The sequence below is a fragment of the Chryseobacterium sp. HR92 genome, from assembly GCF_045689405.1.
Lineage (GTDB): Bacteria > Bacteroidota > Bacteroidia > Flavobacteriales > Weeksellaceae > Chryseobacterium > Chryseobacterium viscerum_A.
This window is the reverse complement of record NZ_CP139139.1, coordinates 3,078,045-3,096,998: the sequence shown is the minus strand read 5'-3', so window position 1 is coordinate 3,096,998 and position 18,954 is coordinate 3,078,045. Positions and strand designations below refer to the sequence as shown.

9 protein-coding genes are annotated in these 18,954 nt (G+C 35.5%); 7 read left to right on the top strand and 2 right to left on the bottom strand.

Annotation, left to right across the window (positions count from 1 at the left end; all coding sequences use genetic code 11):
- Position 1 precedes the first annotated feature (1 nt).
- From SFA27_RS13930 to SFA27_RS13900, 7 genes are all read left to right on the top strand, one after another.
- Positions 2-3,532, top strand: a complete 3,531-nt coding sequence (locus SFA27_RS13930) for a DUF6443 domain-containing protein (protein ID WP_407292839.1) — start codon at positions 2-4, stop codon at positions 3,530-3,532.
- 2 nt (positions 3,533-3,534) lie between these two features.
- A complete protein-coding gene (locus SFA27_RS13925; protein ID WP_407292837.1) occupies positions 3,535-3,966 on the top strand; it encodes a hypothetical protein in 432 nt (143 codons plus the stop codon).
- Positions 3,967-4,825: 859 nt separating this feature from the next.
- On the top strand, positions 4,826-6,379 hold the full coding sequence (locus tag SFA27_RS13920; protein ID WP_407292835.1) for a T9SS type A sorting domain-containing protein: 1,554 nt from the start codon (positions 4,826-4,828) through the stop codon (positions 6,377-6,379).
- A 2-nt stretch (positions 6,380-6,381) separates the two neighbouring features.
- Positions 6,382-9,474: a hypothetical protein gene (locus SFA27_RS13915; RefSeq protein WP_407292833.1), complete on the top strand. Its 3,093-nt coding sequence runs from the start codon at positions 6,382-6,384 to the stop codon at positions 9,472-9,474.
- Positions 9,475-9,481: 7 nt separating this feature from the next.
- Positions 9,482-13,354: a DUF6443 domain-containing protein gene (locus tag SFA27_RS13910; protein ID WP_407292831.1), complete on the top strand. Its 3,873-nt coding sequence runs from the start codon at positions 9,482-9,484 to the stop codon at positions 13,352-13,354.
- On the top strand, positions 13,305-14,051 hold the full coding sequence (locus SFA27_RS13905; RefSeq protein WP_407292830.1) for a hypothetical protein: 747 nt from the start codon (positions 13,305-13,307) through the stop codon (positions 14,049-14,051). The genes SFA27_RS13910 and SFA27_RS13905 overlap by 50 nt, the downstream gene beginning before the upstream one ends.
- Positions 14,052-14,277: 226 nt before the next feature.
- Complete coding sequence (locus SFA27_RS13900) at positions 14,278-15,543, top strand: DUF3945 domain-containing protein (RefSeq protein WP_407292828.1); 1,266 nt, start codon at positions 14,278-14,280, stop codon at positions 15,541-15,543.
- A gap of 182 nt (positions 15,544-15,725) precedes the next feature.
- Here the strand turns inward: SFA27_RS13900 and SFA27_RS13895 are convergent, their stop codons facing one another.
- Together SFA27_RS13895 and SFA27_RS13890 are read right to left on the bottom strand one after the other, a co-directional pair.
- Positions 15,726-17,276 carry a T9SS type A sorting domain-containing protein gene (locus tag SFA27_RS13895; protein WP_407292826.1) on the bottom strand — a complete coding sequence of 517 codons (1,551 nt, stop codon included), beginning with the start codon at positions 17,274-17,276 and terminating at the stop codon, positions 15,726-15,728.
- 475 nt (positions 17,277-17,751) lie between these two features.
- Complete coding sequence (locus SFA27_RS13890) at positions 17,752-18,870, bottom strand: hypothetical protein (protein ID WP_343686114.1); 1,119 nt, start codon at positions 18,868-18,870, stop codon at positions 17,752-17,754.
- Positions 18,871-18,954: the final 84 nt, after the last annotated feature.

The window sequence follows — 18,954 nt, the reverse complement described above, 5'->3', positions numbered from 1 at the left end:
GTTGAAGAAACTCATAATTCCAATCGGTGCTTTGATGATATCAGGTTTTGTACAAGCCCAGTTAAGCACAACAGAAAACTATACCTACAGTAAAACATATCTCGATTATGATGCCAATAATCAACCCACTAAAACAACTGAAACCGTTCAGTATTTTGATGGACTGGGCAGACCTAAACAAATTGTCAATATAAAAGCATCTCCTACAGGAAAAGATCTGGTAACAACAATACCTTATGACGGGTTTGGAAGACAGGTTGATACCTGGCTTCCCGCACCAATGAATACATTAAACGGTGGAATTCAATCAGGAGCAGGGGGTGCAGCCCAAACTTATTATGGTGATAATACGCCTTTTGTGCACAAAAATTTAGAAAATTCCCCTCTGGATAGGACTTTCGAACAAAAACAAGTAGGTACGGCATGGAGCACAAAACCTGTGAAATTTGAATACAATGCAAATCTTGATGGCGAAGTAAAGAAATATAATGCGGTTTTTAATTATAATACTTTCGAAACATTGATCACTGTTTCTACTCCTTATACAGCTAATCAATTGTATAAAAGTTCAGTAACGGATGAGGATGGAAATAAGACCATAGAGTTTAAAAATGGTAAGGATCAGGTTGTGATGATAAGAAAAATGTTGAGTGTAACTGAAAGTACTGACACTTATTATGTTTATAATAACTATAATCAATTGGCCTATGTTTTATCTCCTAAGGCAGTAGATCTTATTAAAAACTTAAGCCCTGGGGTACCGGTTCCAGATACGGTTTTGAATAATCTGTGTTATCAGTATAAATATGATGGGAGAGGAAGGCTGGTAGAAAAAAAGCTTCCGGGAAAAGGGAAGGAATTCATGGTATATGACAAGCAAGACAGGATTGTAGGAACTCAGGATGCTGAATTAAATGAAAAAGGACAATGGCTGTATACCCAGTATGATAAGTTTGGAAGAGTTGTTATTACTGGTATAGCTACTGGAGGAGACCGAAATGCAGAGCAAATATTAGCTGATGGTTCTGGAAATATGTTACGGAATAGTTCAGTTGTTTTTAACAGGCAGGGCATGGATGTTTTTTATGATCCGGATACTACTTATCCTCATGCATCTAAATGGGTTACTTTATTATCTGTGAACTATTATGATTCATATCCTCAATATGGTTTCAATCCATCTGTTATATCTGTTTTGGGAGAACCAGTTCTTACAGGAACTCTTACAGCAGACGGAAGAAGTACGAAAGGGTTTCCTGTTATGAGCTTTGTAAAGAATATTGAAGATGACAACTGGACTAAGAATTATACTTATTATGATGCTAAGGGACGAGTTATTGGGAAACATTCTATCAACCACCTGGGAGGATATACCAGAACAGAGTCTAAACTGGATTTTGCAGGACTCCCCAAACAGACCATTACCAAACATAAGAGATTAGAAACAGATACCGAAAGAATTATCACAGAAAACTTTGAATATGATAATCAGAATAGGCTTCTGCTACACAAACATCAGGTTGACAGTAACCCAGTAGAATATCTGGCTCAAAATACATATAACGAAATTTCTCAGTTGATATCTAAGAAAGTTGGAGGTATTGCTGTAGCCTCTCCGCTTCAACAAATAGATTATCAGTATAACATTAGAGGTTGGTTGACAAAGATCAATGATCCTGCTAATCTGAATGGAAAGCTGTTTGGGTATGAAATAAAGTATCAAAATCCGGTAAATCCTCAGAGCGTAGGAAAATTTAATGGTAATATTGCTGAAATTGAGTGGAATAACGGATCGGAAAATCTCCTGAAACGTTATAATTATGAATATGATGCATTAAACAGGTTAAAAAATGCTTTCTATAAAGAACCATCTACAGGAAATACCGGTTATTTTGATGAGTATCTGAGTTATGATGTGAATGGGAATATCATGACATTAAAAAGAAATGCCGCTCCTGTATCCCAGGGAACTACTTTTGTGCAGGTAGATGATCTTAGCTATCAATATACAGGAAACCGTTTGGATAAAGTAATAGAAACGGCTATGAATGACACGGGCTATGAAGGGGGTAATAATATTATTGATTATGATTCAAATGGGAATATGACCACCATGAAGGATAAAGGAATTCAAAGTATTGTGTACAATTATCTCAATTTACCTAGCACTTATACAATCAGTCAGAACAGTCCTCTTGGGGTGGTCACTGGTTTTGGTTTAAATTATCTCTACAGAGCTGATGGAACAAAAGTCCGTAAAACCTATAGAAGTGAAGGCGGTAAAGGAAGCACAATGATAACCACCAATATAACAGATTATCTGGATGGTTTCCAATACCAGTATTCAGAAATATCAACGTGCCTTTGGTGCCGGACAAGTGTTGCATTTGAACAGGAAGCTTTTAAAAACGAAAGTGACACCAATGTTCTAAAGCCGATCCAGCCCTCGTGGATACTAGACTTTGTTTCTACGGCGGAAGGTTTTTACAGTTTCACGGAAAACCGTTATATTTATCAGTATAAGGATCATCTTGGAAATAGCAGGTTAAGTTTTGCCAAGGGTAGTACTGGAGCTGTAGAGATAACTGACACCAATAATTATTATGCATTTGGAATGAACCATATTGGAAGTAATAAAGGATTATTGGGAGGGTATAAGAATTATAAATACAACGGGAAGGAAATACAGGAGACGGGAATGTATGATTATGGGGCGAGGTTTTATATGCCAGATCTGGGAAGATGGGGGGTGCAAGATGCATATAGTGAAAAACATACTGATTTGAGTGGATATAATTATGCAGTAAATAATCCTATTTATTTTATAGATCCAGATGGAAATAAGATTATTATTTATAGTGGAAGTGATAATAAAAATCAGCAAGAATATACTTATCAGAAAAATAGGGATTATTCTAAAATAGAAGATGTTTTTTTGTCAGATACATATAAAGCACTTGATGCATTATATGCCGCTTCAAATATTGAAATAAATGGGGAACAAGTTAATGTTTTGGAAACATTAATTTCTGATAAAAGAGAGCTTTCAATAGTAGAGGCTTGTGAAACGTGTTCTACATCTTTTTCTTATGGTAGAAATATCAATGATATTAAGAATAATAATAGAGATTATAAAAGTATTGGAACCTTAAAGTTTTCAACTACAAGAGGTGCCCTATTTGATGATGTTAATGATGCTTCATATAATGATCTAAAAAAACAAGTCGAAAATGGAAAATTTTCCAAAACTTCACAAGTTAATTCGCCAACATCGCTTTTTGGCCATGATTTGGTTCATGCATATAATTTCACCACTAGTACAAATGGGTCAAAAACAACAAATGAATATGCAGCAAGAGTAAATGATATTTCCACTCGACAAGGATCTCCATATTTTAAAAATGCGGAAGAAAAATATACTACAGAAATTTCAAAAAAAATAAATATTAATCTAAAAGAAGCTCCAAGAAGTAACCATCAAGGTTATGATGTAAAAACGACTGGAGTATTGTCAAATAAAATAAAGAAATAAGTATGAGAAAATTAGTTTCATTTTGCCTATTGTTTTTTTTATTATCATGTCATATTAAAAATACTGACTCAGATTTTTCAAAACCCATAAAAATTGTAAGATTTATGGGAGTTGATGATTATTCTTCTAATATTAATCCGCAAATATTTTGGAGTCAAAATGATGAACATATGTTTTTATTTATGAATAAGGCAGCTTTTCTTTCTGAGATAGAAACTTATAAAGAAATGCCGGAAAGTACTCTACAAGAGTATATCTATGCATTTATAACATCAAAAAAAGACACATTATACTCTGATTACAATTTAAAATCATGGATATTAATTAGAAACAAAAGAGAGAAATATTACTATGATGAACAAGGTAAAACTGCTGAATTTTTAAAAAGCACTTATCCTTTTTTTAGAGAATGTCCATATATACCTAATAAGTAAATAGTATCTACATTTCTATGATTTTTTAAAAATATGATTTGGAAGATATTGTTGTATTAAGACCATTATTTTTAACTCACAGTTGTCAGAACAAATTATGGTTATAAAATATATAAGCAAAAAGCAGTCTCATTGAGGCTGCTTTTTTGTGCTCCTTAAGATGACAAATATGGTGTTCGGCTACCATCATTTTTAAAAAACTTATCTGTCTTTATATATTAAGTCCTTACTCAAAATATAAAGCGATGGATAACAATATAAACGAAGAACTGATACAGTCTAAAAAACAGGTGATACCTTACTGGTGCTCCATCATGAAACGGGTACAGTAGGAATTGTTAAGTGATTGGGGGAGAATGGGGAAGTAAATAGGGTTAGTCCTGAGGACTTGGATGGTGATGAAATGCTCAGTATTGAACGCAATGAGAATTCTTTTACTGAGTTTTATTCTACATTTTATCACCAGCTGAAGGAGCCTTCGGAATTTTCGTTTTTTAAGGTAACGGAGTATGAAGCAAAGCAGACGGCTTTAAACTTACAGAGGTGCATAGAAAGGCTGGGAAGAGAATATGCTAAAGTAGATGATCACTTGGATAATCCAGATTATCTATGGTGCAAATTTTAGATTCATATTTTGCTTAAGCAAAAATATAATACGTCGTATTTTGTCGCTTTGAGGATATATCTTTGCATTATTAAAGAATGTTAATCAATTCCCTTTGGACGAAACTTTAAAAAGCTTAATTTTGCAGTCATCAAAAACATAACCATGAACAATAATTATTCTATACATTTTGTGTATTTCTAATATACACAATAATTAAATCAGTATTTACTTAAAATTAATTACAGCACAAGCATGAAAAAACTCTACACGGGTGCATTATTCTTATGCACTACTATGGGGATATTTGCTCAGGAAGTACTCTGGCAGAAAGATATTAAGTCCAGTTCGCAGGATTTTTTAAGCCAGGTTGCTACTACTATTGATGGGCAATACCTTATCGCGGGAAGCAGTATCCAAACGGATAAACTCCAACAAAACAGCAAACAAAACAATGGTTATGACTTTCACCTGATAAAATTGAATCAGCGGGGAGAACAGGTTTTCGAGAAGTATTTATCAGGAAACAATCACGACTATTTATCTTCCACTGTCACTACCCAGGATGGTGGTTTTCTGATTTCTGGGACCTCATATTCAGAAAAAGGACTTGATAAAAAAGAAGATTCTAAGGGAGGCTCAGACATTTGGCTCATTCGGATCAATGAATTTGGTGATGAATTGTGGCAGAAAACATTAGGTAACTCTTCGAATGAAGAAGCTAAAGCAGTTATCCAGACTATAGATCAGGGATTTTTTGTTGCGGGGAATGTACAGAACTCCTCTAAAGGTTATGGTTCTAAGGACGTCTGGATTGTAAGACTCGACAAAGAAGGGAAAATATTATCTGAACAAACATTGGGAGGACGCGGACTTGATGAAGTTGAAAAGATGATCCCAACGAAAGATGGCGGAGCATTGCTTGGAATTTATTCCAGGAGTGGAGTTGTAATTGGAGATAAGACGGGTAAGCAGACAGAAAACTTTGGTGAAGGCGACTACTGGATTGTCAAGCTTGATAAAAATGGCAAAGTTGAATGGGAAAAGAATTTTGGAGGGAAAGATGATGACCATATCAGAACACTGGCATTAACTTCAAATGGTTTTATTGTCGGTGGAGAATCCAGATCAGAAAGGTCAGGCAATAAAACTGTTGGTATTGAAGAAGGCACAGACCTCTGGCTGATTGCTTTAAATGAAAGAGGTGAGCAGCAGTGGCAAAAATCCTACAATTTCAAGAATCGTGATATCCTGATGGGAATGAGTGTGATTCATTCAGCAGACGATAAATCATCCAAAGGAATTCTTTTAGGGGGCTATACTCAAGCTGAGGGAAGAATACAAACTGATGATGAAACCTTCTGGATGCTATATCTGGACCAAAATGGTAATGAGCAGTGGAGAAAACACGTGGGTGGAGAATCAAGGAAAAAGGAGGAAAGGCTTTCAGATCTGAAACTCAATAGAGATGGTTCTATTATTCTTGCGGGAACAAGTGCAGAAGAGTTAGGTAAAGAAAACTGGAAGATTGTAAAGCTGGGAGACAAGCAAGTAAGTGAGCTTCTTCCCCAGTATGATATCAAGATCTATCCGAACCCTGTATCTGATTATGCTTATGTAGAAATCGGTTTTGATTTTAAGGATGCAGATATTTTGTTGTACGACATGAGTGGAAGACAGCTTCAAAATATAAAAACTAAGAACAGAGTGACAAAGATCAATACTCAGGCTTTGGTTCAGGGAGCTTATCTGGTGACGATAAAAACTGATTCGGGTAAAACTTCAAACGCAAAACTGATAAAAAAATAATGATGAAAAAGATATTCTTAATAATGGCACTGCCATTAATATCGAATGTTTCGATATGGGCACAGACACTACAACTGCCTAAAAATATACAATCTCCCAATGCTGCTTCTTTAGGGAAATACGGGGATGTACCAATGGATCTCTCTTCGGGAAGAGCCAATGTAAGCATACCTTTGTATTCTCTTAATGAAAATGGTATTCCATTAGATATAAGTGTAAGTTATGATACAGGAGGAGTGAGAGTGGGTGATACCCCTGGATGGGTAGGACAAAACTGGACATTCAATGCAGGAGGTGTGATTACAAGAGTCGTTAAAGGTACTTCGTTCGACGAAAAATTCACCAATGATGTTCCTATGGGCTCCAGCCAATGGGGGATAGCGAGCGGTTATTATTACTATACACCTGCCCTTAATGGGGCCCAGTGGAATAGTGTTAGTAATATGACAACAGTATTAAAAAACGGAGGTATAACCAATAGTACTTATCCAGCAGCAGACCTGGAACCCGATATTTTTATTTTCAACTTTATGGGCCATGTAGGGAAATTCTTTTTGGGCTCTGATGGAGTTTGGAAAGTATCTTCTAAGGATAATATGAAGGTGGAAATCAATATGAATGATAAGATTACACCAATGAACTTTCCTGCTACCAATAATTTCAATCAGAGACCATTTTTAAAGGTTCTTGGTAAAATTACCATGACTGATGATCAAGGCAATAAATATATATTCGGAGGTATACAGGATAATATAGAATATACCATTCCGGACTTCTATAATCAATTGGTGAATCCAGTTATTGCTAATGCTTGGTATCTTTCGGAAGTATATGATAAAGAAGGAACTAAGATTTATTCCTTTGAATATGAGAGAGGAGATTATATAGCATCCTTCTATAATACGAATTCTTTTAGCGGATATAGCAAACAGTTTGATGGTAATATATTCGTTCCGGGGGTGGGATGTAGCGGCGGAAGCAGTATAAGTAATCAGGTCGTTGCTGCTGGACAGCTGATCATTCCTACTTATTTGAAATCCATTACTACAAAATCTGCAAGAACAATTAATTTCTCATCATCAATTAACAATTCACTGAAATACAGGTACAATAATGGAGACCCTACTCTAGACAGTGCTTTCTCCAATATCTTAAGTTATCTGGCGGGGCTGGCCCTACCGGGAGATTATGAAAATGCGATGTTCTATTATATCAAAAGATTACAGAATGGAGTTACCCCAAATCCCAATGTCACATCAGGACACTTCGACTCGTATATCAATGCATTGAAATGGAGAAAATTAGATGGATTTGTAGCAAGAGACAGCCAAAACAATGTCTTGAAACAGGTTTCATTCAGCTATAATAATACCCCAGCTGAAAGATTGAAACTGGAAAAATTAACGGTGGATAATCAATTTGATCATACCTTCGAATACAATAATTTTAGTCAGCTTCCGGGCTTGCTTTCTACTAATGTAGACCATTTCGGATATTACAAGTCTACTCCTTTTTCTCTGGACTATAATTCACCTACAATTCATGAGCCTTCAAGGGAAACAGATCCTACAAAAGTGTATTTTGGAACCTTATCAAAAATTACATATCCTTTGAAAGGCTATACAACATTTGAATATGAACCTCATACGTATTCCAAATATCTGGATTCAAACAGCAGCCTGGTTTCGGGGAATGGAATTATCGGTGGGGTAAGGATAAAAAGAATGTCGGATTTCAGTGATCCACAAAATAAGATTGTAAAAGACTACAGCTATACCATTGATACCAACTCTACTGTATCCTCAGGAACATTGCTTCAAAAAAATGTGTATTATGTAAAGAATTTTCTTATTCCTACTGAGAATGGTATTCCTTACTATCAAACCCAGTTCAGTATAGGATCTGTAGTACAGCTTTCCAACTTGATGGGATCGCAGATTGAGTATTCAACAGTGGTTGAGAAAACAGAGAATAACGGATATATTGTCAATAATTTTACTAATTATTCAGATTTTCCTAATCTACCTAATAGTGGAAAACTAGGACAAAATAATTCCATTTTTGATCCTCATACGGAGTTCGGTTATAAAAGAGGTCTTCCCAAAGAAAGAAGATTTTATAATTCAAGTAATGATCTGTTAAAAGAGGAAATTTTCACCTATAGTGAAACTTCTCCCCAAGCAGCTAGGGGGCTGAGTGGTAAATTTTTTCTTGCTTGTCCTCAATCTAATGGGCAGACACAAGAATTTGTTATTGCCGGAACTGCATATGAATTGTACTATTCTGACTTTAACCTTACCACAAAAAAAACCAGAACTTATGGAAGTGCCGGGCAGTATTTTGAAATGGTTGAAAATAGCAATTTTTCCGATCAGGGAAACTTTGGGGATAATTTTCTGAAGAATAAATCCTTCATTGATACCAATGGGAAATCAATATCCGAGAATTACCTCTATTCTTTTGATAAAAATGGTACTGAGCCATACACAACCATGGTAAATCGAAGAGAGTACCCAGTTGTAGAAACGAGTAAACTTGCCAATCAGGAGCTGTTAAGTAAAACGATAACAGAGTATGCTCTTATTCCAACAGTGGCGTCAAATGGAACTGCTGTGGCTTCCCGAATATTTCCTCAAAAAGTATCGGAAGCTAAGGGTAATAATGCACTTGACGAAAAGTTGATCGTTGATAAATATGATACTGACGGGCATATTTTGAAGGCACACCTACCAACCGGAAACTATACTTATTATTATTATGGTTACGATAACAAATATCCGATATTGAAGATAGAAGGTGTCGAGATTACAGATGAAAGTACTGTTTTAGGATATCTGGCAACGCTTAAGCCTTTGCTTAACGTAATCTCACCTAACTATACCCAAATTATCCAGCAGCAGGCGAATATCATTAATGCTCTGCCTAATCATCTTTGTACATTGTACACTTACAAGAATGAGTTTGGGGTTAGCAGTATCATGAATTCATCAGGTGTGATTGAATATTATAACTATGATAATATTGGACGATTGATGAATGTAAAGGATCAGAATGGAAAACTTGTAAAGAGTTTTACATATGAAATTAAAAACTAATAATCTGATGAAGTCAATATATAGAATTGTTTTATTGGTACTTGTATTTAGTACCTCAATTATCAAAGCCCAATTTTCGAATTATTCCAAATATTACAATTGGAATCTGCTTACCACGTATTCCAATGGTGGTGGTGGTGGGGTAACATTGAGTATCACCAATAATGTACTCAGTCTTAGTTTTAGTGCTGGTTTTACGGATACCACTTTAAAACAAGGAAAAATAGGGCCGACTGATTATGTAGGAACGTTACCCAACACAGAAATTCCTGTTCCGGCTGGAAGCTTTTTTACTGATAAAGGATACCGGTTCTTCATTGTTGATAATCAGTTAGCCATTTATCATAATACGCCCATTTCTTTAACTGGATTTTCGGGAACCATATCTGTGAATTTAACAGCGCCAGTTCCCATACCCGCGGACATTTCGACGTACCTTTCTAACTGGACTCCGCAGAATAAGATAATGTCGGTAAACTATCTTACGGACCAAGGAGATTCTGGAAAGAAGAAAGCATCCATCGTATATTATGATGGTTTAGGAAGGGAATTGCAGATTGTTGCCAAAGGAGAGACACCTTCAGGAAAAGATTTGGTGACTCCTTTTGAGTATGATAACCTTGGAAGGAAGTCGAAGGATTTTTTACCCATTCCAACCATGCAAAACAATGGTCTTTTAGTTGATGCAGCTACAATTTCAGGTTTAGCTTCATCTGTTTACAATGGTGAACCGGCATTTTCGGAAAATGTATTTGAAGCCTCTCCGTTAAACAGGGTTTTGATGCAGTCAGCACCTGGAACAGCCTGGAAGAAAAACAGCGGACACGAAATAAAATTTACTGATGATGTAAATACAGTTTCTGACGAAGTAAAAAAATATAATGTTGATCTGGCAGTTGCTCAGGATATTTATAATCCTAAATTATCATTCAGTTCCACTTATGGGACAGGTAGCTTAATAAAAAAAGTAATCAAAAATGAGGATTGGACCTCTGCAAACGGAAACAACAACACTTCAGAGGAATATATTAATAATGAAGATAGAACTGTTTTACGAAGAAAATATGTAGATGGGAAGAAAGCTGATACCTATTATGTTTATGATATTTATGGCAATCTTACCTATGTTATTCCTCCTCTTGCCTCAGATGCAGTTAAAAGTCTGACAACGGGCTTCTTCCCTGATGTAACTCTTGACAATTTGTGCTATCAGTACAAATATGATAAGAAGAACAGGTTAGTAGAAAAGAAGCTTCCCGGAAAAGGCTGGGAATATCTGATTTATAATAAGGCCGATCAATTGGTGATGAGCCAAGATACAAATCTTAAAGATCAGGGTAAGTGGTTGGTAACCAAGTATGACCAGTTCGGTAGAGTGGTGTTTACAGCTATTACTAATAATAATAGTACAAGACAGTCTTTGCAAACTACTATTACAGGAGCTGCTTATACCTTTGAGATAAGAAGTGCTGGCTCGTTTACCGTAAGCGGAATGCCTATTTATTATACCAACAGGGCTCTCCCGGGAAGTCTGGCACAGGTCTTAAGTGTTAATTATTATGATTCCTATCCTGCAGGATATACTTTTAATCCTACTTTTCCAACGGATATTTTAGGAGAGCCCACATTAAATGCTATTCCTACACCCGAAGGTTTAAGTACCAAAAGCCTTCCTGTCCTTACTTTAGTAAAGAATATTGATGACGATAATTGGTCAAAGGATTATACCTATTATGATAAGAAAGGAAGAGTGATAGGAACTTATTCCATCAATCATTTAGGAGGATATACTAAAACAGAATCCAAACTTGATTTTGCAGGGGTAGCAAAGCAGACTATAACAAAACATAAGCGTCTGGATAGTGATACTGAAAGAGTCATTACAGAAACGTTTGATTATGACAACCAGAACAGACTGTTGGTACATAAGCACCAGGTAGACAGCAATCCAACAGAGATTCTGGCACAAAATACTTATAACGAGATTTCTCAGATTACCAATAAGAAAGTAGGAGGAACTGATGTTGCCAGTCCATTACAGTCTATAGATTACCAATATAATATAAGAGGCTGGCTGACTAAAATCAATGATCCGGCTGTTTTAAATGGAAAGCTCTTTGGGTATGAAATTAAATATAACAATCCTGTATACACTAATTTAGCATCAGGTAAGTATAATGGAAATATCGCAGAGGTAGATTGGAGAAATGCTTCGGAGGGTGCCTTGAAAAGATATTCTTATACTTATGACCCTCTTAACCGGTTGAAAGATGCTATCTATACAGAACCCGGCGCTACCAATCCCTATAATAATAATTTCAATGAAAATCTGAGCTATGATTTAAATGGAAATATTATGACCCTGAAAAGGAATGCTTATCCTGTATCAGGAACTACAGCCACACAGGTGGATGATCTTGAATATAAATATATAGGAAACCGTCTGAATCAGGTAATAGAAAATTCACCTAACAACTCAGGATATGAAGGTGGGAACAATATTATTGGCTATGACCTTAATGGAAATATGACTGATATGAAGGATAAAGGAATCCAGTCCATAGTTTATAATCATATCAATCTACCTGTTTCAATTAGTATGCAGTTTACTAATCCTGTTGGAAATATAAGCACAACAAATATAAATCATTTATACCGTGCTGATGGAGTGAAACTTCGTAAAACATACAGTCAGCAGGCTCATATGGGGCTTCCAACAATACGAATGACGGATTATCTGGATGGGTTTCAGTATTCATATGAAGATGATGGAGGGATCTGCATCACATGCAAGACGGAATCGGCCTATGAATCGCAGGCTTATTCAACATTTAAACCTGTTCTTCCGCCGCTTGCGGCATGGAAACTGGATTTTGTAAGTACCCCAGAAGGGTTTTACAGTTTTGCAGAAAACCGTTATATTTACAACTATAAAGATCATTTAGGGAATGTAAGGGTAAGTTTTGGTAAGAACAATGCAGGGGTAGTTCAGACAATGGATGTCAATAATTATTATCCATTTGGGTTAAACCATATCGGAGGATCAAATTACTCAAACTTTGGAAGTTATTATAACTATAAGTTTGGAGGAAAAGAAATGCAGGAAACAGGCTGGCATGATTTCGGAGCGAGAATGTATATGAGTGATTTGGGCAGATGGGGTGTAATTGATCCATTGGCAGAGAAAATGACCAGATATAGTCCTTACAATTATGCTTTTAATAACCCGGTAATGTTTACAGATCCTGATGGCAGGAGCCCGGCCCATGTTGATCCATCAGAGATTTATAAGAAAGGAAATCAGCAACAGATAAAAGCTTTTGAATTTTTTGCGAAATCTAAAGAAGGTCAGGCTGTGATATCAAAATTTGCAGAAAAAGATCAGGTAATTGCAGGGATAAAGTATAAGGAAAGCGGAGAATTCCATAAGAAGGGAATGGATCTGACATTTGATAATAATATATCAAAAACGTCAGCTTCACAAGGCGCATCCGGTGAAACAACTGTCGAAAACAAAAATGGGAGAACTAATTTTACCGTAAGTGTAGAGAATAATAATACTCCGAACAGAATGGCTAATCAGATTGAAACATTCGCTCATGAAACTTTTATACATGCATTTCCCGAGGCAAAGGATTTCGCTGATGATAAAAAATTTAATCAAAGCAGCGGATATGATAATAGACTTATTAATTTTTTAAAGAAACCGGGAAATGAAAAATATCAGAGCGTTAGATATTATGATCACTATCAGGAAAAGCAAAATCATACTGCAAGGACTCAATATATATCACCTATTTTACAACAATATTATAAATCTGTAAAACAAAATGTTACAAAAGATTCCATTGATAAAAGCATTGACGGCTTTAGGTATTAATTTAGCCTTAGTGAGTACTGTTGTACAGTGCATGGAGAAAAAGGAGAATATGGAAGTACTATTTTTGAAGAATGACGGTCAGTATTCATTTCTCATTGAAGCTCCTTCAACGATAGCATATAGCACACCCTCAGCTATGGAGCTTATATCCAAAACCGAGGGAAACAAAAGTAATGTAATATTTGCAGATCAATTAAAGGAATTCAGGCCATACAAATTTGTTTCTGAGCAAGAGAATTATAATAATATTTACGTTTCTAATGTACTCGGAGAAACAAATTTTAGCAATAATAATCTGTTTGAATATGATGTTCAGATAAGTCAATCAGGAGTTTTAAAGTCAAATATTTATTATCCCTATGATCTAAAAGGAAGTTATGAATTTAAAATAGATAGGCACACAAGTAAAATTTTGGGACAGCTGCTTTACAAAATTTCTTTAGAAGATAGGAAAAATAACAAAGTATCTCCAGATGCTAAGTTGAATAATGTAATTGTTTTGGAAGATGATAGAAGGAGAAATGAAGTTTTTACCCGTGAAAACAATGCCCAAAATAATCTAGAATATTCTTTGCTTCTGGCTTGGATAAATAAGTTATTATTGGAAAATATTAATAGAGCCAATAAAATAGATCATTTAGATATTCCCTCCATTCAGTATGTGGAAAGGTTAGATATTCCACCTGATATGAAATAGTAAAATAAAATTAACTTTTCATATTTATAAAATTCCTTTCTTTCTCGGAAAGTTTTTGAGTTTGAATTGATATAAGAGAATCCCGCAGAAGCGGGATTTTTTTATTCTTTCAAGTAATCTTTTTATTTTCCCTGCCGATCTTAATGTCAACTATGACCTTTCCCTGCCATTATAGTAACAAACCTGTCCGATTTTATATCTTACGCGGTACACAATAATTTAGGTCATGGATAACAATAAAAATGATGAATGGATTACTATTAGGAAAACAGGTGATACCTTAATGGTGCTCCATCATGAAACGGGTACTGTAGGGATTCTTAAGGGGTTGGGGGAGAATGGGGAAGTAAATAAGGTTAGTCCTGAGGACTTGGATGGTGATGAAATGCTCAGTATTGAACGCAATGAGAATTCTTTTACTGAGTTTTATTCTACATTTTATCACCAGCTGAAGGAGCCTTCGGAATTTTCGTTTTTTAAGGTAACGGAATATGAAGCAAAGCAGACGGCTTTAGACTTACAGAGGTATATGGATGAGGCTCCGAATGATGTGAAACAGGAATTAAAGAAGTATGAGATCTCCATCGATGTAGTGGAGGCACATAGAAAAGCTCGGGAAGGGATCATAAGTAAGGGAAAGAGTGCTGGAAATAGTTATGTATATAAGGCTGAACAGGTAGATTGGAAGATGATTGAGAAGCTGGGGTGGAATAAGGAAAGATTGGAAGAGCTGGGGGCTTTGGAACCCATGCTGAAAGGATATAAAACTCCGATGCTTGTTCCGGTACATATTGAACTGGGGACAATATCGGGTACGATTGAAGCGAGGCTCTCCCTTCAGGCTAATGATTTTGGAGAAGTGGAGCTCAGGTTTCATCCGGTAAGAAGAATGCCTGATTTTTCCAAGCCTTTCTTTGGACATGTATTTTCAGAAGAGGATAAAAGGAATCTGATGGTAAGTGGGAATATGGGCAGGGTGGTGGATCTGGTTCATGGGATTACAGGAGAGTCAGTGCCTTCTCTTATCAGCAGGGACAGGCTGACCAATGAGCTGGTGCAGGTAAGGGCAGAAAGGGTAAGGGTTCCTCTCGTGATCAAAGGAGTGACCTTGAATCAGGAGCAGAGAAAGATACTTAGGGAAGGGAAACCGCTGTTTATTGAAAATATGCTTTCAGCGAGGGGGACCCTGTTTAATGCAGCGGTTCAGTATAATGCGGATAAAAGATATGTGGAGTTTTTGCCGGATAAGAAGGTAAGGAGGATGGGAGTGGGAGTTCCGGAGGTGTTCAGAGGGAAGAGGCTTAAGAAATGGCAGGTGGAGAAGTTAAAGAACGGGGAGGTGGCATATGTGGATGGACTGGTGGATAGGAATGGGAAGGGGTATCAGGGGTATTTGAGGTTTGATAAGAGAATAGGGAAGTTTGAGTTTTCGTTTAGGAATGTGTGGAAGGGGGAGCTGGGAAAGAGTAAGAAGAGAGGGAGGGGGATTTGAAAGCCTTCTGTGGGAAGGCTTTTGCTTTTGGGGTGAAAATAAGTGTTTAGGGGATTACAGTTTCAACCTTTATATTAGGGAGTTGTTAATTTTAAATAAGGGTACTTTTTTCTGATCTTTTTCATACTTTTAAAGTTAAAGAGTATAAGAATTATGTCCTAACAAAGTTAGCAACTCCAATATTACTTCTTTATCAATTTCTGAACAGAAATTTTATTTCCTGAATTGATTTGTGACCAATATACTCCTTGCTTTGAGATCGGCAGTTGCAGCTGTTCTGGAGTCTGAAAGCATCTGAAATTTTCTTTTCCATAAATAAGTTTACCCGAATAATCAAAAATACGAACGCTTACTTTGGTCTCTTTTTCACATTTTATATTAATATTGTCTGAAAAAACTGTCGGGAAAATCTTGAAGTTATCTGCTTTCTTAGACTCAACAATTCCTAAGTTATTGTATGTGTATTGTGCAAGTGCAAATTTGCTGTTGCTGGGAAAATCTGAAGAAGAAGCCAATCCTGCAAGAATTATTTTTGAATCAAAAACCAACGATGAATACGGAATATCCTGAAATCCTGAAAAATCTGTAATTACAACACCGGAATTTCCGAATTGTGTATCTAAAATCCCAGATAGATTAAATTTCATCATCGCAAAATTTTCATTACCGTTGGTCGCCGAGTACGTAGAACCAACTGCGATAATATTATTTGAAGAATCTAATTTCATATTTCTCAGCTGACCTCCGATACTTGGAAGAAGTGTCTGTACAACACCGTTCGTTCCGAAAGAATTTTCAAAAGAACCATCCACATTGAATTTTATTATCGTAAAGTTAGATGAAACATTGTTATTGCTGGATGAGAATGATTCTCCGCCCAATAAAATACTTCCGTCACTTAAAACAATATTGGTATTTGACAGTGAGCTACCTATATTCGTAACATTAAAATATCTGTATCCTACAGTGGAAAATGAAGTATCCAAAGTTCCGTTTGGTAACAATCTTAATATAAACATTCTACCTTGGTTGGAGCCTGTCGTCAGCAAAAGATAGCCTGAACAAACGATTGTTCCATTTGGAGCAATATTTACGGCATTCAAATAATGGCGGTGATTAACAGGTGCAATAGTGAATAGCCCGGTATTATTAAACGTAGTATCAAATTGACCGTTCTGTAATAAACGCAAAACGTAACCTTCTGTCAATGCATTCGTGCCTCTTTTGTTACCGACCACAATTATTTTTCCGTCAGATTGCAGTTCACCGTTAAAGACATTGTCATCTGACTGAGCGCCAAAATTGATTTCCAGAATACCGTTTGTACCGAAATTTGTAACATAATTTCCATTTTCATCAACTTTACAGACGATGATGTTAAAATAGCCGTCGGTGGCAAGCTTAGTTCCGAGAATGATCATCTCGTTGTTGCTTGTCTTTAATATTTTTTCAATTGATTTAAACGGAAGCTGTTTGATTCCGTTGCTCTGAAAAGAAGTGTCAAAAGAACCGTCAGAATTGTGTCTCACAAGATAAGCGCTGGTATTGTCAGTACCTCCAACCAGTATTTTACTGTTGCTCACAGCAATCATCGACCCTATTTTCTCAAGATTTGAGTTTGCATTGATGTCATAAACCATTTTTCCATTGGTTCCAAAATTATTATCAAGTACCTGAGCAAAAAAGAGGTGTACAGATGATAACAAAACGATAAATATCGCTTGATATTTCATAATTATTTATTTAACTAATTTCTGATATTTGACGATGGAGTCAGCGGTTTTATCCTGAAATTCAGCAGAATTTAACCACGCAAATATAGGTAAAAACTTCAATGAAAGAACATTAATCCCGCTTTTGAGAATGCTACCTCTTTAATCATAAAAAAGGTTGAAATATTTACTCCATCGGATAAGCCTTATATAATGATTCCTCTATTACTTAGACCTAAAACCAGATCAATAATATTTGGTAATGATATACCTCAATGTACTAGCGCCTGAATCTTTATTAAAGATGATCATCAAATTAATTTTATAAATAAACCAATCTTTAATTTCGGTACAAAATATGATATATTATAATTTAGATTGGATTATCATATAATAAACCTATTCCAAAACGCACTATACAATGGTGCATTCAAGTATATCGTTACCTATAATCGAGTGTTAATATAACATTCTGATTTGTATATTAATTTATTCTTTACCATTCCCACCTATTTTTCTTCTTGGTTTCTAACGAGTTTTTATCAACATCTTCCATTAAATTGTCTTCTGCATTTTTTGCTGGATTGTACCAATCAAGTTTTTTTTCAGCCCAGTCAATCCATTCTTTGTCTGTAGCACTATTGGATTTCATATATTCAAAATACTCTTTTAGAATCATAAACTTCTTCCATCGATGGGCATCATTATAAAAAGAAATAAATTTTGTAAGCTCTTCATCCTTCAATTTTTGTTTTGCTTCCTCAATCTTTCTAAGCTCCTCTCTCTTATCACTTTCAATTTTCCAAACTCTTCTGTTTTCAGCCATTCTTTGAAACTCAGTTTCAACTTTTATCAAAATTTTTTCAATTTGATCTTCAACAAGTAATTTATCTGTGTCTGCAAATTCAGTCGTCCCGTATTGTACGATCTTAACTGCTAGTTTACCGTTTGCTATTAAATCTCTGCTTTTCCATCCTCTTTCATTCGTCGTATCTTTAATGTTACTTTTTTCTTTAATATATAGTGTAATTTTATCTTCATATGCTGCGAATTTTAATCCGTCAGAATCTACACTTACTCTATAGCCTAAAATTTTGAAATTCTTTATTAGATTATCCAATATTCTTAATGAACGAGAAACATTTTTGGGTGAAACAACGATATTGGGTAATCCACTATCCGTATGAATGGTTCCTATTATTTTTGCATAATCACGAATTTTTTTGTTCTCAAGGTTAGCTTGCACTTTGCTAACAATTTCGTCAGGTTTGCTTAATCGTTCAGGTACTTTTAAAATCAATGCAGAATTACTTTTAATCTTTTCAGTAACAATCTGTTTGAGTGAATTTATAGGATTAGGATCATTTTTATTTCTATCTACATGAATTTTGATCTCTTTTTCATTTTCTTGTTGTGGCAATGGGGTTTTTACTACTTTCTTGCCAAACTGTAATTTTTGCCAGTATCCCATAGGTGGCAAAGGAATATCAAATTTTTTACAGATCTTTCTCAGTCCGTTGTCAGACAAGTTAAATTCTTTAGATAATTTAGTTAGAGGTGTAGTCCATACCTTATCATAGAGTTCTGTTCGAGTAAGCTTAATGAGGTCATTCATTTTAAGTACAGTAATTAGTGATATTAAATTCTGAAATTATTAATGATTAAGTAACAAGTATCTTTAAAATCGCGCATCTATAAA